Source organism: Streptococcus sp. 5905 (assembly GCF_013276505.1).
Classification (GTDB): Bacteria; Bacillota; Bacilli; order Lactobacillales; family Streptococcaceae; genus Streptococcus.
In genome coordinates this window covers 652476-674013 of sequence record NZ_VMLC01000001.1, presented here as the reverse complement: position 1 = coordinate 674013, position 21538 = coordinate 652476, and the positions used below count along the sequence as shown (strand labels likewise).

At 39.8% G+C, this 21538-nt stretch carries 21 protein-coding genes and 1 pseudogene; 9 read left to right on the top strand and 13 right to left on the bottom strand.

Annotated features, from left to right (window positions below; all coding sequences use genetic code 11):
- Window positions 1–118 precede the first annotated feature (118 nt).
- Window positions 119–1789, bottom strand: a complete 1671-nt coding sequence (locus tag HT680_RS03320) for a formate--tetrahydrofolate ligase (RefSeq protein WP_173258224.1) — start codon at window positions 1787–1789, stop codon at window positions 119–121.
- 228 nt (window positions 1790–2017) lie between these two features.
- On the opposite strand from HT680_RS03320, the gene coaB reads away from it, so the two are divergent.
- From coaB to HT680_RS03295, 5 genes are all read left to right on the top strand, one after another.
- The gene (gene coaB, locus HT680_RS03315; protein WP_173258222.1) at window positions 2018–2707 is read left to right on the top strand and encodes a phosphopantothenate--cysteine ligase; all 690 of its coding nucleotides are present in this window, start codon (window positions 2018–2020) and stop codon (window positions 2705–2707) included.
- Window positions 2708–2718: 11 nt separating this feature from the next.
- The gene (coaC, locus tag HT680_RS03310) at window positions 2719–3270 is read left to right on the top strand and encodes a phosphopantothenoylcysteine decarboxylase (protein WP_173258220.1); all 552 of its coding nucleotides are present in this window, start codon (window positions 2719–2721) and stop codon (window positions 3268–3270) included.
- Window positions 3254–3817, top strand: a complete 564-nt coding sequence (locus HT680_RS03305) for an ECF transporter S component (protein WP_173258218.1) — start codon at window positions 3254–3256, stop codon at window positions 3815–3817. Before coaC ends, HT680_RS03305 begins: the two co-directional genes overlap by 17 nt.
- Before the next feature lie 242 nt (window positions 3818–4059).
- Complete coding sequence (locus HT680_RS03300; protein WP_173258216.1) at window positions 4060–4587, top strand: ECF transporter S component; 528 nt, start codon at window positions 4060–4062, stop codon at window positions 4585–4587.
- 11 nt (window positions 4588–4598) lie between these two features.
- Complete coding sequence (locus tag HT680_RS03295) at window positions 4599–5114, top strand: transcription repressor NadR (RefSeq protein ID WP_173258213.1); 516 nt, start codon at window positions 4599–4601, stop codon at window positions 5112–5114.
- Here the strand turns inward: HT680_RS03295 and HT680_RS03290 are convergent.
- The 8 genes and pseudogenes from HT680_RS03290 to uvrB all read right to left on the bottom strand — a co-directional run bounded on the left by HT680_RS03290 (window position 5111) and on the right by uvrB (window position 11649).
- A complete protein-coding gene (locus tag HT680_RS03290) occupies window positions 5111–5578 on the bottom strand; it encodes an 8-oxo-dGTP diphosphatase (RefSeq protein WP_173258211.1) in 468 nt (155 codons plus the stop codon). The two genes, HT680_RS03295 and HT680_RS03290, sit on opposite strands and share 4 nt — an antisense overlap.
- A 23-nt stretch (window positions 5579–5601) precedes the next feature.
- Complete coding sequence (locus HT680_RS03285) at window positions 5602–6144, bottom strand: hypothetical protein (RefSeq protein WP_173258209.1); 543 nt, start codon at window positions 6142–6144, stop codon at window positions 5602–5604.
- A gap of 105 nt (window positions 6145–6249) precedes the next feature.
- Window positions 6250–7113, bottom strand: a complete 864-nt coding sequence (locus HT680_RS03280; RefSeq protein ID WP_173258207.1) for a hypothetical protein — start codon at window positions 7111–7113, stop codon at window positions 6250–6252.
- Window positions 7114–7176: 63 nt separating this feature from the next.
- Window positions 7177–7377: pseudogene (locus tag HT680_RS09120) on the bottom strand (hypothetical protein); the annotation flags it as partial.
- Between the two features lie 34 nt (window positions 7378–7411).
- Window positions 7412–7684 (bottom strand): hypothetical protein, encoded by a 273-nt coding sequence (locus tag HT680_RS09115; RefSeq protein ID WP_240146449.1) that lies wholly within the window; start codon window positions 7682–7684, stop codon window positions 7412–7414.
- Window positions 7685–8501: 817 nt separating this feature from the next.
- Window positions 8502–9005 (bottom strand): GNAT family N-acetyltransferase, encoded by a 504-nt coding sequence (locus tag HT680_RS03270; RefSeq protein WP_173258205.1) that lies wholly within the window; start codon window positions 9003–9005, stop codon window positions 8502–8504.
- Between the two features lie 14 nt (window positions 9006–9019).
- Window positions 9020–9646, bottom strand: coding sequence for an NAD(P)H-dependent oxidoreductase (locus HT680_RS03265; RefSeq protein WP_173258203.1), 627 nt, complete (start codon window positions 9644–9646; stop codon window positions 9020–9022).
- A 14-nt stretch (window positions 9647–9660) separates the two neighbouring features.
- Window positions 9661–11649, bottom strand: coding sequence for an excinuclease ABC subunit UvrB (uvrB, locus tag HT680_RS03260; RefSeq protein WP_049505868.1), 1989 nt, complete (start codon window positions 11647–11649; stop codon window positions 9661–9663).
- A gap of 178 nt (window positions 11650–11827) precedes the next feature.
- Between uvrB and HT680_RS03255 the strand changes: the two genes are divergently transcribed.
- From HT680_RS03255 to zwf, 3 genes are all read left to right on the top strand, one after another.
- Complete coding sequence (locus HT680_RS03255) at window positions 11828–13276, top strand: amino acid ABC transporter substrate-binding protein/permease (RefSeq protein WP_173258201.1); 1449 nt, start codon at window positions 11828–11830, stop codon at window positions 13274–13276.
- The gene (locus HT680_RS03250) at window positions 13276–14016 is read left to right on the top strand and encodes an amino acid ABC transporter ATP-binding protein (RefSeq protein ID WP_001096336.1); all 741 of its coding nucleotides are present in this window, start codon (window positions 13276–13278) and stop codon (window positions 14014–14016) included. Before HT680_RS03255 ends, HT680_RS03250 begins: the two co-directional genes overlap by 1 nt.
- A 145-nt stretch (window positions 14017–14161) precedes the next feature.
- Complete coding sequence (zwf, locus tag HT680_RS03245) at window positions 14162–15649, top strand: glucose-6-phosphate dehydrogenase (protein ID WP_173258199.1); 1488 nt, start codon at window positions 14162–14164, stop codon at window positions 15647–15649.
- A 44-nt stretch (window positions 15650–15693) separates the two neighbouring features.
- Here zwf and ftsY read toward each other — a convergent pair whose 3' ends face one another.
- The 3 genes from ftsY to HT680_RS03230 are packed head-to-tail and all read right to left on the bottom strand — an operon-like array spanning window position 15694 to window position 18608.
- Window positions 15694–16995, bottom strand: coding sequence for a signal recognition particle-docking protein FtsY (gene ftsY / locus HT680_RS03240; RefSeq protein WP_173258197.1), 1302 nt, complete (start codon window positions 16993–16995; stop codon window positions 15694–15696).
- A 3-nt stretch (window positions 16996–16998) separates the two neighbouring features.
- Window positions 16999–17817: a Cof-type HAD-IIB family hydrolase gene (locus HT680_RS03235; protein WP_173258195.1), complete on the bottom strand. Its 819-nt coding sequence runs from the start codon at window positions 17815–17817 to the stop codon at window positions 16999–17001.
- Complete coding sequence (locus HT680_RS03230; protein ID WP_173258193.1) at window positions 17817–18608, bottom strand: HAD family hydrolase; 792 nt, start codon at window positions 18606–18608, stop codon at window positions 17817–17819. Before HT680_RS03230 ends, HT680_RS03235 begins: the two co-directional genes overlap by 1 nt.
- A gap of 205 nt (window positions 18609–18813) precedes the next feature.
- Between HT680_RS03230 and HT680_RS03225 the strand changes: the two genes are divergently transcribed.
- Window positions 18814–19509: a VIT family protein gene (locus HT680_RS03225; protein ID WP_173258191.1), complete on the top strand. Its 696-nt coding sequence runs from the start codon at window positions 18814–18816 to the stop codon at window positions 19507–19509.
- 39 nt (window positions 19510–19548) lie between these two features.
- On the opposite strand, the gene HT680_RS03220 is transcribed toward HT680_RS03225, so the two are convergent.
- Window positions 19549–21537 carry an ABC transporter permease gene (locus tag HT680_RS03220; protein ID WP_173258189.1) on the bottom strand — a complete coding sequence of 663 codons (1989 nt, stop codon included), beginning with the start codon at window positions 21535–21537 and terminating at the stop codon, window positions 19549–19551.
- Window position 21538 lies beyond the last annotated feature (1 nt).

The following is a 21538-nucleotide window of genomic DNA, read 5'->3' as shown; positions in this document are numbered from 1 at the left end:
AGCAAAATTTTCATCAGTGCTTACAAAACATGTATTTTTCAAATGAAGTTGAGGTTATTCTTTGACATGAAAAAGAGCTTGGATAGCATTTCCAAACTCTTTTAATATCATCTAAATCTTAGAACAAGCCTAGAACAGTTCCATCACTTTCAACATCCATATTGAGAGCCGCTGGTCGTTTTGGAAGACCTGGCATGGTCATAACATCACCTGTTAAGGCAACGATAAAACCTGCACCCAATTTTGGTACCAACTCACGAATGGTAATTTCAAAGTTTTCTGGAGCTCCAAGTGCATTTGGGTTGTCTGAGAAACTATACTGAGTTTTAGCCATACAGATTGGCAATTTGTTCCAACCATTCTGAACGATTTGAGCGATTTGCGTTTGAGCTTTCTTCTCAAAGTTTACTTTGCTACCACGGTAGATTTCAGTGACAATCTTTTCAATCTTTTCTTGGACAGAAAGGTCGTTGTCATATAGGCGAGTATAGTTGGATGGATTTTCTGAGATTGTCTTGACAAGCGTTTCGGCAAGCGCTACTCCACCTTCTGCTCCATCAGCCCAGACACTAGCCAACTCAACTGGTACATCGATTGAGGCACAAAGTTCCTTCAAAGCTACGATTTCAGCTTCTGTATCAGTTACAAATTCATTGATAGCTACGACTGCTGGAATACCGAACTTACGGATGTTCTCAACGTGACGTTTCAAGTTGGCAAAACCGGCACGAACTGCTTCCACATTTTCTTCTGTAAGAGCATCCTTAGCTACACCACCATTCATCTTGAGGGCACGAAGGGTTGCAACGATGACTACCGCATCTGGAGAAGTTGGCAAGTTTGGTGTCTTGATATCAAGGAATTTCTCAGCGCCAAGGTCTGCACCAAAACCAGCTTCCGTAACTGTATAGTCAGCCAAGCGAAGGGCTGTGCTTGTTGCCAAAACAGAGTTACATCCATGGGCAATATTGGCAAATGGACCGCCATGTACAAAGGCAGGTGTACCATAAATTGTCTGAACCAAGTTCGGTTTGATAGCATCTTTCAAGATTAATGCTAAAGCACCTTCAACCTGCAAATCACCTACAGAGACAGGGGTACGGTCGTAGCGATAGCCGATAACGATATTTGCTAAACGACGTTTCAAATCTTCAATATCAGTCGCCAAACACAGAATGGCCATGATCTCAGAAGCAACGGTAATATCGAAACCATCCTCACGTGGAATACCATTTAGAGGACCACCAAGACCAACGGTCACATGACGAAGAGCTCGGTCGTTCAAGTCAACAACACGTTTCCAGAGGATACGACGTTGGTCAATTCCAAGCTCATTTCCTTGATGCAAGTGGTTGTCAATCAAAGCAGAAAGGGCATTGTTAGCAGTTGTAATGGCATGCATGTCTCCAGTAAAGTGGAGGTTGATATCTTCCATAGGAAGAACTTGCGCATAACCACCACCAGCGGCACCACCCTTAATCCCCATTACTGGTCCAAGAGACGGTTCACGAATGGCAATCATGGTTTTTTTACCAATCTTGTTCAAGGCGTCTGCCAGTCCAATGGTAATGGTTGATTTTCCTTCACCAGCAGGAGTTGGGTTGATGGCAGTAACCAAGATCAATTTACCAACTGGATTGTTCTCAACTGCACGAATTTTATCAAAGCTAAGCTTAGCCTTGTACTTTCCGTATAGCTCCAAGTCATCGTAAGAAATACCAAGTTTCTCTACAACATCAACGATTGGCTTTAGCTCAATACTCTGTGCGATTTCAATATCTGTTTTCATAACAAACTCCTCTAACCTCTAATGTGATAATTCATTATAACACAAAATAAGATTTTTAACACCCTTAAACTCTGAAAACGTTCGTAAATATCAATATTTTAGGGGATATAATAGTGCTTTTTAAAATTTTATATGCTTTTATAGTTTTAGACTATAGTATTCCTTCGTTTTAGAAAAAATTTATCGCTTTCATTTTACTTACCGTTTATTTTTTTGTACAATAGTCCTATGAAAATTTTAGTTACGTCAGGTGGTACCAGTGAAGCTATCGATAGCGTCCGCTCTATCACGAACCATTCTACGGGTCGCTTGGGGAAAATTATCACCGAAACCCTACTTGCTGCTGGACATGAGGTTTGTTTGATTACTACTAACAGAGCTCTTAAACCAGAACCTCATCCCCATTTAACCATTCTAGAAATCAAAAATACGAATGATCTTCTTTTAGAGATGAAAGAGCATGTTCCGGATTATCAGGTCTTGATCCATTCGATGGCTGTGTCCGACTACACTCCTGTTTATATGACAGGGTTGGAGGAAGTTCAGGCTAGCTCCAATTTAGAAGAATTTTTAAGCAAGCAGAATCATCAAGCTAAGATCTCTTCAACTGATGAGGTGCAGGTTTTGTTTTTGAAAAAAACACCCAAGATTATCTCTCTAGTCAAAGAGTGGAATTCTTCAATTCATCTGATTGGTTTCAAACTGTTGGTTGATGTTACTGAAGAGCATCTTATTGAGGTAGCTAGACAGAGTCTTGTCAAAAATCAGGCAGACTTAATCATAGCAAATGACCTTACTCAAATCTCAGCAAACCAGCACCGAGCTATCTTTGTTGAAAAAGATCAGCTTCAAATTGTCCAAACTAAAGAGGAAATTGCAAAACTCCTCCTTGAGAAAATTCAAGCATACGATTCATAGAAAGGAAAGCCATGGCAAACATTCTGATCGCAGTGACAGGTTCCATCGCCTCCTATAAATCATCTGATCTCGTCAGTTCTTTAAAAAAACAAGGCCACGATGTCACTGTCTTAATGACTGAGGCGGCGAGAGAGTTTATCCAGCCTTTGACACTACAGGTGCTCTCACAGAATCCAGTCCACCTTGATGTCATGCAGGAACCCTATCCTGATCAAGTCAATCATATCGAACGTGGAAAGGAAGCCGATCTTTTTATCGTAGTCCCTGCTACAGCTAACACCATTGCAAAACTAGCCCATGGATTTGCGGACAACATGGTGACAAGTACAGCGTTAGCTTTACCCCAAAACATTCCTAAACTAATTGCTCCTGCTATGAATACAAAAATGTATGATCATCCAGCCACTCAGTCAAACCTGAAGACATTAGAAACATTTGGCTACAAGCTTATCTATCCTAAAGAATCCCTTCTAGCTTGCCGAGACTACGGAAGGGGAGCTTTGGCAGACCTGGATATTATTTTAGAAAGAATAAAGGAATCTCTCAATGAACAAACGCTCTAACATTGCTCCAATTGCTATCTTTTTTGCAGTTATGCTCGTTATCCACTTTTTGAGCTCTCTCCTATTTAATCTTTTCCCATTTCCAATTAAACCAACTATCGTTCATATTCCAGTAATCATTGCTAGTATTATTTACGGCCCACGAGTTGGTGTTACACTTGGTTTCTTGATGGGGCTACTTAGCTTGACGGTTAACACGATTACCATCCTTCCAACCAGCTATCTATTCTCACCTTTTGTACCAAACGGAAACATCTATTCCGCAATGATCGCCATCCTACCTCGCATTTTGATTGGTCTGACTCCTTACCTAGTTTATAAATTATTGAAAAACAGAACGGGTCTCATCATTGCTGGTGCTCTCGGTTCACTTACAAATACAGTTTTTGTACTTGGGGGAATCTTCTTTCTTTTTGGAAATGTCTTCGATGGAAATATCCAAAAACTCCTGGCAACAGTTATTTCTACAAACTCAATTGCTGAGCTTGTCATCTCTGCAGTTCTAACAGTAGCAATTGTCCCACGTCTCGAAACCTTGAAGAAATAAACATAATTCCACTTTCAGTCTTGAAGGTGGAGTTTTAGTTTTCACCAGTAAAGACTCATCTTCTATTCATAAATGGTTATTTACCAAGGAGTCAGTAGTTCAAAATTTTGAAAATATATGAAAATCCTTTGAAGCTATCACCTATACTTTTGAAAATTTTCAATAAAATCAAAATAAATTCTTGACATGTCTATCTATTTATTGTACTATACTTGTGTATATACAGTTAAATGGAGGTTCTTATGGATATACGGAAAAAAACGCAGTTTATGACCATGACTGCCCTACTCACTGCAATCGCGATTTTGATTCCAATCATTATGCCTTTTAAAATCGTCATCCCACCCGCTTCTTATACCTTGGGAAGTCATATCGCCATCTTTATCGCCATGTTCCTATCACCTTTGATGGCTGGTTTTGTGATCATCGCTTCTAGTCTCGGGTTCCTGATGGCAGGCTATCCCATGGTTATCGTCCTGCGCGCTTTTTCTCACATTGTTTTCGGTACTTTGGGAGCATTTTACTTGAAAAAATTTCCTGAAACCTTGGATAAACCAAAGGCGTCTTGGATTTTTAACTTTGTTTTAGGTGTTGTTCATGCTATCGCTGAAGTACTAGCTTGTATCATCTTCTATGCTACCTCAGGGACAAACATTGAAAATATGTTTTATGTCCTCTTTGTCCTAGTTGGATTTGGCACAATTATCCACAGTATGGTAGACTATACATTAGCACTAGCTGTCTATAAAGTGCTTCGAAAACGTCGCTAAAAGGAAAAACTATGACAAAGGACCGCAAACAAGCTCTTCTCAAACTTTTAAAAGAGTCACCAAAAGCCCTCAATGGTCAAACCTTGGCCGAGCACTTCCATGTCACTCGTCAGATCATTGTACAGGACATCGCCATTCTTCGAGCAGATGGGGCTCCTATCCTATCCACCAATCGTGGCTATATCTACAAAGAAAATGATGCCAGCCCCTACGTTCACAAACTCTTTAAAGTGAAACATGAACTGGAAGAAATCGGGCAGGAACTTCTAGCCATTGTAGATAATGGCGGACGTGTTCAGAATACTTTGATTGACCATCCAGTTTATGGAGAAATTGAGACCCTGCTCAAACTTACCTGTCGTCGAGATGTCCAGCATTTTCTAGAACAAGTCGAGAATTCAGACTTTAGACCACTTTCAGAATTGACGGATGGCATCCATTACCACCTTGTTGAAGCTGAAACACAACAAGACCTCCACTATATCGAGGAGGCCTTGGATCAGCTAGGTTATTTAGTAAAAGACTAGAAGATTTTCTTTTCCCAGCCATCTTCAGTACGGTGGAGGTAGAAAAACTCCGACTTATCAGGCGCTTCCATCATTTCCATCAATGGTAGCATATCATAGGCCAGATCCAAGTTAGGAATCTGGTTTTTTTCTACCCAAGAAACTTCTCCTTCATCGGATGATTGAAGAGCTCCAGTAAACTTGATCGCCTTATAACAAAAGACAATGTAGCGCCCGCCTGTATCCAGAGGCCAATTTTTAATACCAACCAGTTGGGGATTTTGTATAGTCAATCCTGTTTCTTCATAGATTTCACGAATGACAGACTCTGCGAAAGCCTCGCCATTTTCTACATGACCTCCAGGAAAGGCATAACCAGACCAGCGATTCTTTTCAGGAGAGCGATACTGCATAACCACGCGCTGGGTTTCAATGTCTTCAATCAGACAGATATTGGTTAAAATGGTTGCTTGCGCACGGGACATAAATTTACTCACTTTCTAATTTGTTATATGACTTTTTCGAATTTAATATCAGATTTCATGATAAAGGGATTAATCAACTCATGATAATAGTATACATCATGAAGTAAATATCCTTTTGTTATGACAATTTCTTGTTCCCTAACTTCATAATCAATCGTGATTGGAACAGGAGGATTTGGAATAAGGGCGAAAACGACAATTACAAATAACCAGATATAAAAACTACAAATCGCACTACGTACTCCTTCAAGGAAGCGATATTTCCCCTTTAAAAAGTAAATAAAAATATGCGAAATAGAGAGGATAATTGGAACAAAAAGCCCTGTATTCCACGCTATGGGAATAAATTGTAGTCCAAATATCCCAAATAGAAGATCAAGAATTGCAAAGGACCTCAAAAAGCGAATAAATAGAGTAAAAATTAGAAGAAAGAGCCAAATATTCCAAATAATAGGAGTAAATGATAAACCAAATGACCATAATAGGACATGAACAGTAACAAATGCTATCAGTAAGGAAAATAGGACGATATAAATAAGCTTATTAAAAGTACTCGAATTTTTCACTATTTATTTCTCCTTTAAATTCAAACTACTAACTAATGACTAATATCTATCACTTTTAAATTATCTCGTCTATTATTTTAACACAAATTATTACATATAAAATTTTTAGTTAAAATTACTTCCATAATAGAGCATCTTATGGTTTTGAACCTTTAAAGGGACACTACTGCCCGAACGATATCCTTTAGCACCATAGTAGTAAGAAACCTCATAAAAGGCATCTGGCAACTCGGCATTATCTATCCCATTTGAAATAAATTCTGTCAGTCCACCTTCACTATCAAAATAATCTTTCTCACCCTCTTCTAAAACAATATCGCGATAGATGATGTATCCTTTAATCATTTCTTTTTCCAAGAATTCATCAATAGGGAGATCATATAAACCTTGAAAAGCTTTCCCTTCCTTACGGTTCTTTTCAATGAGAGCATAATAGTCTTGGATATTTTCAGATTCAGTATCGACACTCCAGTAACTATTCACATATTCTAGATTTGGATTTTCATATTGCTTAAAAAAACTCTCTACCTTGTCTTTATTAGAGACACTGACAGGATGCTGGTTGAGTAGTTTATGAGCCATGTCTGAAAATTCTTGTAACATGGTTTTCGTAGTTCCATCATAGGCTAGTTCTTCATCAGTCTTTTGGGGATTGTATTTTGAGGACTTTGGACGATAAAACAAGGCATGACTCACAGTGATTCTACTTCCATCAACTTCTTCACTATAATTGTATTCAATTTTGTATTTTTCAGAAGTCCATTTATCTCTAGAAAACCTCGTAACCTTCATATCTCCTTTAAAACCATACAAATCAAGGGTTCTTCTTACTGCTGTCTCTACTTCCGCTTGATTTGCTTCAGGAAAAATATCATAAGTTGTTGTAAAGATAAGGAAGGCAAAACGTAGAATAAAGAATAAAGGGACAATATTTACAATGAAGAAAATTAACAGTAAAATTTTTTTCATTACTTGCTTCTCCTTATTAATAAAAAGATTATAATTTCTTTGAAGCTTTAATTTTTTCTAAACTTAACGATAAGGGATTTTCGAGCTTTCTATCTCTATATCAGGATTGGCAAGTTTGAGATAAGGAGCAATATAGTCTGCATCCGTAACCTTTGGACCTAGAATTACTTTTGAGTATTTCAAAGGAGCCAGATTGATGTATACAAATAAAGCATATCTGCCATTATCTTTCGAGCTTAATACAATATACTCTCTAAAATCATTAATTTGGAACAGGACATAGGACTCTCTTTCTATATTAAATGACTTTTTCGTACTTGATTTTAGATTTCATAATGAAGGGATTTATTCGTTCATGGTAATAATATACTTCATGAAGCAAATATCCTTTTTGAATGACGATTTCTTGTTCCTGAACTTCATAATCAATAGTGATTGGAACAGGAGGATTTGGAGTAAAGGCGAAAACGACAATTACAAATAACCAGATATAGAAACTACAAAAAGCGCTACGGATTCCTTCTAAGAGATGATATCGGTTCTTAAAATAATCACAAATATTATGCGCCATAACCAAAATAACTGGTAAAATGAGCCCTGTATTAAATACTATGGGAATAAATTGTATTCCAACTATCCCAAAAAGAAGATCAAGAATTACCAAAGGTCTCCAAAAGTGAATAAACAGAGTAAAAATTAAAAGGAAAAGCCAACTGTCCCAAAGAATGGGGGTGAATGATAAACCAAATATTGAAAGGCAAAATCGATAAGGACAAATGCTAGTAAAATCAGATAGACCATTCTAAAAAAGTTAAATGTTTCATCATGGTATATTCCTCATTTTTTCATATGATTCTGCAATAGAACGGTTAAGCCAGCAAGGGAGAAAAAGAACAGGTAAGTTGAAATTGGAAACCAGATATAGCGGTAATCTAAGGATAAGAGGGAAGGCAGAATACCCTTACTGTTTTTCCCACTAACCCCTATAAAAAGATGTACAATTAAACCGATACTATTAAGATAGATAAATAATTCAATAAATTTTTTTAGGGTCACCTTTGTTCTAGACGAGTCTAGAAACAAATAGTCAAATACCCTATAAACTAGACAAAAAAGATTCAGATACAAGGGAAAACTATAATTGATTTCCTTGTAGGGCAATGGAATTGGTAAGATATTAAAAATTTGATTAACACCAAATCCTATCACTAATACCAAACTAAATATAAGACAGAACCCTACTAATTTATGAGAATCTAGCCCCGATGACTTCTTATACTTCGTCTCTTTTACTTTCACAATAACTTCTTCCTATTTAAAAATATATTCTAAAACGTAATCATTTGTTCATTGTGCAATCTGAAAACAAATCACAACTGTCCTTGCATTTAACTCTCTGATTTTGTTGAACTCTTAAATACCATTCTAATTTCAATGATAGGCTTTCCAAGTTCAAGTATTTTTTCTTGGCCATCAACAGTAAAACCCATTTTTTGATAAAAAGCAATGGCTCGCTTATTTTCTTTTAATACCCATAAGAATATTTCAGAGAAATGTTCAAGAGTAGTCAGAGCTTCCGTCATTAACTTCTGGGCAATACCTTTTCCATAATAGTCTTTTAAAACATATAGGGCGATAATTTCACCAGCTTGAATAGTCTCATTACGAAAGTTTCCATAACTGATAAAACCAACTACCTTCATGCTGTCCATCGCAATCAATGTATTTTCTGGATATTTTTGACTAAAGAATCGACATCTTTCTAATGTCATCGTCTCCTGAAATTCTGCAGGTAAAAGGTCATCATAAGCCTCTCTCCACGTTTGCCAGTGAACGAGGGATTTACCTTCTATCTCTTCAGGAGTTTCCATTGATTTGATAATAACCGTCATTTATTTTCTTCTCCTTAATCCAACAGTCTGACTTCCTTTGCTACTTTTTGTAGAAATTTTTCTCTTGTTGAACTTGTATTCACTTCACGTCCTAACTCTCCTAAGATTGAAACCCTCTTTGTTTTTATGCCACAATGATTCAATACAGCATTCTTTAATACTGATATTCCATAACTGTCTGGAATGTTAATCGGACCTGAAAATACTTTGTACCACCATGTTGGTGCCATTGAGGTTGCGTAAATACTAGCTGTTTTGCCTTTTAATAACTTTTTAAACTGCTGGCCTCTCAAGTAGTTCCAGATGAAGTTTCCCTGATTATTGGCAGAGTATGCAATTCCTGGTGTAAAAACACGGTCAATCCAACCTTTCAATAGACTAGGCATACTACTCCACCAAATTGGATAAACAAAAATGAAATGATCTGCCCAATGGATTAATTCCTGAGAGCGAAGTATGAAAGTGTCCTCTTCCATCCGTTTTCGATAACCATATCGTAATACAGGATCAAAATCTATCTCATTTAGGTTAATAGATTCAAGCTCATGGTGATTTGAGTCAATATTTTCTACAATCGTTCGAAAAATTTCTTGACAGAAACTTCCCTTGTCAGGATGTCCATTGATGACTAAAATTTTCATTCGTTTTCTCCTATCTAATCCAACGCCTTGACTTCTAGCATCATATCACGAATCTGGGCTGCTAGTTCAAAGTCAAGTACTTCGACGGCTTCTTGCATTTGTTTTTCTAGTTTCTTGACGAGTTCCTTGCGCTCTTGTTTGTTGAGGCTATTGATATCGACTTCCTTGTCCTCTTCCTTAGCAACTGCCTTGGTCACGGCGATTAGGTCACGGATTTCTTTCTTGATTGTCTGAGGGACGATACCATGCTCTTCATTATAAGCCATCTGGATTTTCCGACGGCGGGCTGTTTCATCAATGGCACGTTGCATAGACTGGGTCATGGTGTCCGCATACATGATGACATGCCCTTCGCTGTTACGAGCAGCACGACCAATGGTCTGGATGAGGCCACGTTCATTACGAAGGAAACCTTCCTTATCAGCATCGAGAATGGCTACCAAGCTTACCTCAGGAACGTCAATTCCTTCACGGAGCAGGTTGATTCCGACCAAAACATCAAAGACACCCAAACGCAGGTCACGGATAATCTCCGTTCGCTCCAAGGTTTTGATGTCCGAGTGCATGTACTTGACCTTGATGCCCATTTCCTTGAAATAGTCGGTCAAGTCTTCTGCCATTTTCTTGGTCAAAGTGGTAATAAAGGTCCGTTCATTCTTTTCAACACGGGCATTGATTTCACCTAGGAGGTCATCAATCTGTCCCATAGTTGGACGGACTTCCACTTCTGGGTCTAAAAGCCCTGTCGGACGGATAATCTGCTCAATCACTGTCTCGGTCTGTTCATTTTCATAGTCACCAGGTGTCGCTGAAACGTAAACAATCTGATGAACATGACTCTCAAACTCCTCACGGCGTAAAGGACGATTGTCCAAGGCTGACGGTAAACGGAAACCATAATTTACTAACATTTCCTTACGCGAACGGTCTCCATTATACATGCCCTTAATTTGTCCCATGGTCATGTGACTCTCGTCAATCATAATCAAGAAATCATCTGGGAAGAAATCAAGAAGCGTATAAGGGGGCTCTCCTTCGCTACGACCATCCATGTGACGAGAGTAGTTTTCAACCCCATTTGTATAACCCATCTCACGTAACATCTCGATATCATACTCTGTCCGCTGTTTCAAACGCTGGGCTTCTAGCAGTTTACCTTCCTTTTCAAAAACAGCTAACTGCTCCTCCAACTCCGCCTGAATCTTGGCAATCGCAACTTCCATGTGGTCATCATTGGTCACAAAGTGAGTAGCTGGGAAAATCGCCAGATGATCCACTTCTCCCAGTACCTGACCTGTCAAAGCTTCAACTTCACGGATACGGTCAATCTCATCACCGAAAAACTCTACTCGAAAAGCGTGTTCATCTCGGGAAGCTGGGAAAATCTCCACCACATCCCCGCGAACGCGAAATCTTCCCCGTTGGAAATCAATATCATTGCGCTCAAACTGGATATCGACTAAGTCATTCAAGAGTTTGTCGCGAGAAATCTCAAGACCTGGACGAAGACTAACGACACTATCAGCGTATTCCTTTGGCGAACCCAGACCATAGATACAAGAGACTGAAGCCACGACAATGACGTCATTACGCTCTAAAAGGGCTGATGTCGCAGAGTGACGAAGCTTGTCAATCTCGTCATTAACAGAGCTGTCCTTCTCAATATAGGTATCGCTGGAAGGTACATAAGCCTCTGGTTGGTAATAATCATAGTAGGACACAAAGTACTCAACAGCATTTTCAGGGAAAAATTCCTTAAACTCTCCATAGAGCTGACCAGCTAGGGTTTTGTTATGGGCAATGACCAAAGTTGGTTTATTGACTTTGGAAATGACCTGACTCATGGTATAGGTCTTCCCTGTACCCGTCGCCCCCATGAGGATTTGAGCCTTCTCTCCACCCTCGATATTATCAACCAACTGCTCGATCGCTTGGGGTTGGTCTCCCGATGGTTCATATTTTGACACTAGTTTAAATTTATTATCTGTAATTCGATTGATCATAATTGCCTCGCCTGCCTTTTATTTCTTCTATTTTACCATAAATTCCATTAGATTCTTTATCTCTTGACTTAGCAAATTTGCACTCTTATGTCATATCTTCTTACATAAAAATCATTAAAATTTGCCTTCTAGCTTTTTTTCTGTTATAATTAAAAAATATTCAGAAAGGAGACTAAAAATGAAGAAAAAAATCCTAGCATGTTTGCTTATTTTATTTCCCATTTTCTCACTAGGAGTAGTAAAAGCTGACACAGTTAAATCTAAGTATGTTATTGCAAGTGATTCATCTTTTGCTCCCTTCGTATTTCAAAATTCAAGCAACGAGTACACTGGTATTGACATGGACTTGATCAAGGCTATTGCCAAAGATCAAGGATTTGAAATTGAGATTACTAACCCAGGCTTTGACGCAGCGATCAGTGCTGTTCAGGCCGGACAAGCAGACGGGATCATTGCTGGTATGTCTGTTACGGATGCTCGTAAAGCTACATTTGACTTCTCAGATTCCTACTACACTGCTAATACGATTCTCGGTGTAAAAGAATCCAGTACCATCGCTTCTTATGAAGATCTCAAGGATAAGACAGTTGGTGTTAAAAACGGAACTGCTTCTCAAACATTCCTAACAGAAAACCAAAGCAAATACGGCTACAAGATTAAAACTTTTTCAGATGGCGCATCTATGTATGACAGTCTCAACACTGGAGCTATCGATGCCGTGATGGATGATGAGCCCGTTCTCAAATATTCTATCAGCCAAGGGCAAAAATTGAAAACACCAATCGCTGGAACTCCAATCGGTGAAACAGCCTTTGCAGTTAAGAAAGGCAGCAATCCAGAATTGATCCAGATGTTCAATAAGGGGCTTGCCAACCTCAAAGCTAACGGAGAATTCCAAAAGATTCTCGACAAGTATCTAGCTAGCGGAGCAACAACTACTTCTACAAGTACGGTTGACGAAACAACTATCTGGGGCTTGCTTCAAAACAACTACAAACAACTTCTTAGTGGACTTGGAATCACTCTTGCTCTAGCGCTTATTTCATTTGCAATTGCCATTGTCATCGGGATTATCTTTGGTATGTTTAGTGTTAGCCCATACAAATCTCTTCGTCTAATCTCTGAGATTTTCGTTGACGTTATTCGCGGTATCCCATTGATGATTCTTGCAGCCTTCATCTTCTGGGGTATTCCAAACTTCATCGAGTCCATTACAGGCCAACAAAGTCCAATCAATGACTTTGTAGCTGGTACTATTGCCCTCTCACTTAATGCGGCAGCTTATATCGCTGAAATCGTTCGTGGTGGGATTCAAGCTGTTCCAGTTGGGCAAATGGAAGCCAGCCGCAGTCTTGGTATCTCTTATGGAAAAACCATGCGTAAGATTATCTTGCCACAAGCGACTAAATTGATGTTGCCAAACTTTGTCAACCAATTCGTTATCGCTCTTAAAGATACAACCATCGTATCTGCTATCGGTTTAGTTGAACTTTTCCAAACTGGTAAGATCATCATCGCCCGTAACTACCAAAGTTTCAAGATGTATGCAATCCTTGCTATCTTCTATCTTGTAATTATCACGCTTTTGACTAGACTAGCGAAACGCTTAGAAAAGAGGATTCGTTAATGGCAAAACTAAAAATTGATGTAAATGATTTGCATAAGTATTATGGAAAAAACGAAGTTTTAAAAGGCATTACGACTAAGTTCTATGAAGGAGATGTTGTTTGTATCATCGGTCCTTCCGGTTCTGGAAAATCCACTTTCCTCCGTAGCCTTAACCTTCTCGAGGAGGTAACGAGTGGTCACATCACAGTAAATGGTTATGATCTGACTGAAAAATCAACCAATGTCGACCATGTTCGCGAAAACGTGGGAATGGTCTTCCAACACTTCAACCTCTTTCCTCACATGTCCGTCCTAGAAAATATCACTTTTGCACCTATTGAACACAAACGGATGACCAAAGAAGAAGCTGAAAAATTGGGGATGGAATTGCTGGAGAAAGTCGGTCTTGCAGACAAGGCTAAGGCTAACCCAGATAGCCTATCAGGTGGTCAGAAACAACGTGTAGCTATCGCTCGTGGACTTGCCATGAATCCTGATATCATGCTCTTTGATGAACCAACTTCCGCTCTTGACCCTGAGATGGTCGGAGATGTACTAAACGTTATGAAGGAATTGGCAGAGCAAGGCATGACTATGATTATCGTAACCCATGAGATGGGATTTGCTCGTCAGGTAGCCAACCGTGTTATCTTTACGGCTGATGGTGAATTCCTGGAAGATGGAACTCCAGATCAAATCTTTGACAATCCGCAACACCCTCGTCTAAAAGAGTTTTTGGACAAGGTCTTAAACGTATAAAACGAAAGTGTGAGGTTCTCCTTACACTTTTTTGCGTATTGGATTTTTTGTTTTTTTTGAAAATTATGATAAAATAAAAACTATGATAATGAGGAAATCTCATCCCTAGTCCAACTAGGAAAAAATATAGAAATTAGGTAGCTAGATGTCATCAAAGGTTATTGTTACAATTTTCGGTGCGAGTGGAGATTTAGCTAAACGCAAACTCTACCCTTCCCTTTTCAGACTCTATAAATCAGGCAATCTCTCTGAGCATTTTGCTGTTATCGGAACAGCTCGTAGACCTTGGAGTAAGGAATATTTTGAATCTGTAGTTGTCGAGTCCATCCTTGATTTGGCAGATAGTACCGAGCAAGCCCAAGAATTTGCTAGCCACTTCTACTATCAAAGCCATGATGTGAATGATACGGAACATTACATCGCTTTACGTGAATTACAGGCTGAGCTTGATGAGAAATACCAAGCTGAACACAACAAACTCTTCTTCCTATCAATGGCTCCTCAGTTCTTTGGTACCATTGCCAAACACCTCAAGTCTGAAAATATCGTTGACGGCAAAGGTTTTGAGCGCTTGATCGTTGAGAAACCATTTGGTACAGACTACGAGACAGCTAGCAAACTCAATGAAGAGCTCCTTGCGGCCTTTGATGAGGAGCAAATCTACCGTATTGACCATTACCTAGGTAAAGAGATGATTCAGAGTATCTTTGCTGTTCGTTTTGCCAATATGATCTTTGAGAATGTTTGGAATCGCGAACACATAGATAATGTTCAAATTACCTTTGCGGAACGCTTGGGTGTTGAAGAACGCGGCGGCTACTATGATCAATCTGGTGCCCTCCGTGATATGGTGCAAAACCATACTCTACAACTTCTCTCTCTTCTAGCCATGGACAAACCAGCTAGCTTTACAAAAGATGAGATTCGTGCTGAAAAGATTAAGGTCTTTAAAAACCTCTATCATCCAACTGAGGAAGAATTGAAAGAACAGTTTATCCGTGGTCAATATCGCTCTGGTAAAATCGATGGCATGAAATACATTTCTTATCGTAGCGAGCCAAATGTCGATCCTGAATCTACAACAGAAACCTTTGCATCTGGTGCCTTCTTTGTAGACAGCGATCGCTTCCGTGGTGTTCCATTCTTCTTCCGTACTGGTAAACGTCTGACTGAAAAAGGGACTCATGTCAATATCGTCTTTAAGCAAATGGACTCTATCTTTGGAGAACCATTAGCACCAAATATCTTGACCATCTATATCCAACCAACTGAAGGCTTCTCTCTCAGCCTAAATGGGAAGCAAGTCGGCGAAGAATTCAACCTGGCACCAAGCTCTCTGGATTACCGTACAGATGCTACTGCTACTGGGGCCTCACCAGATCCGTACGAGAAATTAATCTACGATGTCTTGAACAACAACTCTACCAACTTTAGCCACTGGGATGAGGTAAGTGCTTCTTGGAAATTGATTGACCGTATCGAAGAGCTCTGGGCAGAAAACGGTGCTCCACTTTATGATTATAAAGCTGGAAGCATGGGACCACAAGCGAGCTTTGACTTACTTGAGAAGTATGGAGCCAAATGGACCTGGCAACCAGATATCGCCTATCGTGAAGATGGCCGTTTAGAATAGCAAAAATATCCTGCAAGATTGACTTGCAGGATATTTATTTTGTATTAAATCAAGCCTTCTAAGAGACCCTTCATAAAGTTTTCTGAGTTAAATTCCCCGATATCATCGATTTTTTCACCGAAACCAATCAATTTTACAGGGATATTAAGTTCTTCGCGGATAGCCAGAACAACACCACCTCGGGCAGTTCCGTCAATTTTTGTCAATACAATACCAGTAACAGGGGTAATTTTCGAAAATTCTTTAGCTTGTACCAGGGCGTTTTGTCCAGTTGAAGCATCGAGTGCTAGGAAGGTTTCATGTGGCGCCTCTGGAACGACACGTTTGATAATACGACCAATCTTTTCCAACTCGGCCATAAGGTTATCCTTGTTTTGCAGACGCCCTGCTGTATCAATCATGAGAATATCAATTCCTTCTGCAACAGCACGTTCCATCCCATCAAAGACGACGCTAGCTGGATCAGCCTTTTCAGGACCTGTTACAACAGGAACATCCACACGACGGCCCCATTCTGCTAGCTGGGCAACGGCTCCAGCACGGAAGGTATCTGCAGCAACCAGCATGACTTTCTTACCAGCTTGTTTGTAACGATGGGCTAGTTTCCCAATAGAAGTTGTCTTCCCGACACCATTCACTCCAACAAAGAGCATGACTGTCAAGCCTTCTTGGAAATGGATTTGTTCATCGTAGTTGCCATCTTTTTCGTAGAGCTCGACCAATTTCTCGATAATGACACGACGAAGTGCGTCAGGCTTCTTAGCGTTTTCGAGTTTAGCTTCATAGCGTAGTTCTTCTGTTAAGTTTGAAGCAACTTGCACACCGACGTCGCTCATGATGAGCAGTTCTTCCAATTCTTCGAAGAATTCTTCATCGACAGAACGGAAGTTGGCAAAGAAGGCATTCAAGCGAGCTCCGAATCCTGTACGCGTTTTCTTGAGACTACGGTCATATTTTTCCTGAACGGTTTCTTCAACCTGAGGAAGTTCTTCTTCTACTACTTCAGAAGCTAGCTCTTCTTCAGTTTCTTGGTTCTCTTCTTCTGGAATCTCTTCCGGCTCTTGGAATTGTTCCAATTCATCAGATTCTAACTCAAGCTCTTCCTGAGCAGTTTCCTCGACTAATTCGGATTCAATAACTTCTTCTGTCGAGATCTGTGGAATTTCTTCTTGAGCAAGTGTTTCTTCCACTTTGTCTCTTGTTGTTTCTTCCTGAGAAGTTTCTTCGACTGACGTTTGGTTTTCTTCAACCTCTTCTGACAAATCAAGATTTTCCAGTGCTTCTTTTACTATATCTTCGATTTTCGGCTCTTCTTTTTTTCCGAATAGACGGTCAAATAATCCCATATTCTAGTTCTCCTTTAGCACGTATTCTTCGATAGCCCAGGCAACGGCTTCCTCGTCGTTGGTCATCGGGGTAATCACATTGGCAACTGCCTTAACTGCTGGAACTGCATTTTGCATGGCAACTCCCAGACCTGCCCACTCAATCATGGAAAGGTCATTTGCCTCGTCACCACAGGCCATAACTTGGCCTTGGTCGATACCCAAGTGTTTAATTAATTTCGCTAAACCTGTTGCCTTGTGGACGTTTTTCGGTGACCATTCCAATAGCATTTCACGCGATTTGAAAATTTCATATTGGTCAAACAATTCTGGAGAAATCTGTTGAATCGCTGCATCCAAAGGTTCTTGGGCAAAGGCAGTCACACATTTATTATACGTCATCTGACTAGATAGATCCTCAAAAGCGACAGGTACGAAAGTCAAGGCTGGGTTGAACTTGGCATAGAGACTTTCTTGGTCTGACTGGATTTGATAGACTGTACCTTCTGAAATAGCATCTAACGGAAGTCCGAGTTTTTCAGTTTCCTCGTATAATCGCGCCACATCGTCGATTGAAAAGACGGTTTTATCGAGAATCTCTCCTGTATTTTTCTGTACCAGACCACCATTAAAGGTGATGGTGTACTCGTCCTCCTGACCGTCAGTCCCTAGCTCATGGAGAAAGAAATCCATAGCCTTTAGAGGACGCCCTGTTGTCAGTACGACCTTGATGCCACGATCACGCGCAGCTTTGAGGACTTCCTTGGTACGATTTGTTAGCTTTTTATCCGTTGTCAGTAAAGTACCATCCAAGTCCAATGCAATCAATTTAATATCTGCCATTACAAGCCCTCCATATAAGCCATCACTGACTGGTCTTTATGATGGCCAATCACTGCTTCTGCTAATTCTAAAATCTCTGGTCGCGCATTTTCAGGAGCGATTGGGTGCCCCACAACCTGCATCATGTGAAGGTCATTGAGATTATCTCCAAACGCCATAACCTGATCCATGGTCATACCCAGCTTTTTTGCCAGCTCAACAATAGCCACACCCTTATCAACATAGTCCAAGACAATATCGATGGATTCAAAACCTGTGGTCATGGCTTTCACACCAGAAACATTTTTGTTGACCCAGGCCTCTCCAGCTTCTATCGTATCTTCTGTAAAGTTAGTGGTGAATTTAAAAATCTCATCCTTGATATCTTCCAAACTTGCTACTTTTTGAATGTTCTCATTGTAGTGACGGCTAAACATGAGATAGGTCTCATCCACTGTTTCCAAAACGTAACAAGCTTTTTTCCCAGTCAACAGCATTTTTCTTTCATCAAAATAAGGCGATTTCTTTAAAGCTTCAAAAGTGCTCAAGTAAAAGTCCCGAGACATAGTAGCCTCGTACATATCCTCTCCATGAAACTCAACATAGCTCCCATTTTCAGCTATAAAAATCACTTCATCACGTACATCCGCAAACAGCTTTTTCAGCGACAAGATACCGCGACCTGAAGCCACAGCAAAATAAATCCCCTTTTCCTTGTAGGAAATAAGCAAGTTTTTGAGGCGTTCCATATCAAACCGACCCTCTCCATCTAAAAAGGTTCCATCCATATCAGTTGCTACAAGTTTAATCATAAAATCCTTCATACTCCAATTGATAAATCTACCTTCTATTATACCATAGATAAGCTGAAAAAGGACTAGTACAGTAGGATAGCAATACTTTTTCGGAGAAACTTCAAAGCGCTTAAAAATTAGAATCGTAGAACTTTTTTCAGATAGTTTAAAAAGTTTGTATTCCCCTACTCTTTTCTCTATAATGGAGAGAAAGGAGATGACTATGACTGAAATAAAACATGAAATTGATGCAAACTTTGCAGGCCGACTCAATATCCTGCGTGCAGGTGTTCTCGGTGCCAATGATGGGATTATTTCCATCGCTGGAGTCGTTATCGGTGTTGCTAGTGCGACGAGCAATATCTGGATTATCTTTTTATCAGGATTGGCCGCTATTCTCGCTGGTGCTTTTTCTATGGCAGGTGGCGAATATGTCTCTGTATCCACTCAAAAAGACACGGAAGAAGCCGCTGTTGCCAGAGAACAGTTGCTCTTGGATAAGGACATCGAATCTGCAAAACAATCCCTCTATGCTGCTTACCTGCAAAATGGTGAGTGTGAAACGTCCGCACAACTTTTGACCAACAAAGCCTTTTTAAAAAATCCACTCAAAGCCTTAGTTGAGGAAAAATACGGTATCGAGTACGAAGAATTTACCAATCCTTGGCATGCTGCAATCTCTAGCTTTATCGCCTTTGTACTGGGAAGTCTTCCTCCTATGCTTTCTATCACTATCTTTCCAAGTGACTATCGCATTCCTGCTACTGTTTTTATCGTGGCCCTTTCCCTTCTCGTCACTGGCTATACCAGTGCTAAACTAGGCAAGGCCCCTACGAAAACTGCTATGATCCGTAACCTCTGTATCGGACTTCTAACCATGGGAGTGACTTACCTGTTCGGACAACTCTTTAGCATTTAAGATAAAGAAATACCTCGACAAATATCGAGGTATCTTTTTTTACATTTGCACAATCTTGCGATAGCTTCTAGAGGTAATCATAAAGATTAAGACATAGACGATGAGGAAGATAGCACAGATGGATAAAGTGACAGTCAACATCATGGTCGCATCTAGCACCCCAATGACTTTTAGGATGAGGCTAAGCATATGATAGGCAAAGGCAAGGTGTAGGAAGGCAAATAGCAATGGAAGGAAGAAAACAGTTAGCACCTGTTTGTTGATGGTTTGCTTGATTTGCTTTTGATCGAGACCGACCTTTTGCAAAATGATGAAGCGTTCACGGTCCTCATAGCCTTCAGAGATTTGTTTGTAGTAGATAACGAGGACTGTTCCCACCATAAAGATAATAGAGAGGAAGATACCGATGAAGAAGACACCTCCATAGAGGGCACTGATTTGTGCACTGCTATCAGCCAGATTACTTCCGTATACATAGCTTCCCTCTTTGTTTAATTCTCTATTAAAGTTATTAAGGAATTTTGAAAAATCATCAGCGAGTTTGAGCTGTTCTTCCTCACTAGCTGTTACATTCATACCACCATAAAGTTGATCAAAGAGAGAGGAATCCGGATATTGATCAATAAAGGCTTGCAGATTAGGCACAACAAGATAATTGTAGTCAGATGTGAGAATGTTAAACTGATTTGGCACATGTTCCAGAACGAAATCATTTTTAATTTCTTCTTTAACAGTGTAAGTCTGGTCATTTAGAGTGAGTTCTTTCTGCCCTTGAAGTTCTTTACTCTTGGTAAATAACCCAACTTCATTACCTGAAAGGGAGAGTTTTTGACCAGTCATGATTTCATAGTCTTTTTGGTCAAAGACCATGAAAATGGTTTTTGGTTGGACAAAGTTATTCCCCTTTTTAAAGATACGGAGTTTGGTTCCATCTTGACTCTCGATGCCAAAATTGCTGTGACGAAAGACTTCTTTTTTGGTGACAGTTAATCCCTTATCGCTAGCATACTGACTCAAAAGTTTATCTAAATCTTCTTTTTCAACATTTCGTCCTGTAATTCCAAAATCATGTGGATTCATGAATTTCTTGAAGGTTTCTGAAGCCTTGAAGATACTAGTTGCAGCAGACATGGTCACTAAGACCATGGTTGAAAGGATGGCAATCGTCGCTAGACCAACCGCATTTTTCTTCATACGGAAGATGAGATTGGATACGGAAATCATGTTGTTAGGTTGGTAATAGTAACGCTTGTTTTTCTTCAAGATTTGTAGAAATACTGTAATCCCTGCATTAAACAAGAGATAGGTACCAAAGATTACCAGCAAGACCGCTACAAAGAAAATTATGAGTGCAGTTAAAGGATTTTCAACTGTCACTGCTAGGTAGTATCCTGAACCCAAACTGATTAATCCAAGAATCGTTTGCAAGCCCAAGAAACGTCCTTTTTTCTCACCGCTGGCCTTCTCACGAGAGAGCTGAAGGGCATTCATGCGTGCAATACGAAAGGCATTGATAAAAATCAAACCTAGGAAGATAGCGCCAAAGATAAGGATAACTAGGATAAAGACGGTTGGTTGGAAGGTCGCAACGAGCTCCACCTTCATATTCATTAGCTTCAGCAGAAGGGCAAAGATTAGCTTATCAAAGAGAGCTCCTAGGCCAAGTCCAGCTGTCAAGGTTAAGGAACCAAAAATAAGAAGCTCCTTAAAAACCATACTGATTAGATGGCGTTTTTCGAGACCCAGCATACCATAAATTCCTAGTTCTTTGGAACGGTTTTTCATGACGAAACTATTGGCATAAAGAACAATAATTCCAGAAGCGATGGTAACAACCACCATACCGAGAGCGAGGGTCATAGAGATAGTTTCTCCCCCTCGGATCTTGCCAATGTTAGGATTAAGTGACAACGAGTAAAAAAGATAGGTGATGGTCACTGCTAAGAGAACAGCTAAGGCAAAGGGATAGTAGAGTTTGCGGTTTTTAATCAAGTTAGATACCGCTAACTTATTGGTTAATCGGAACATA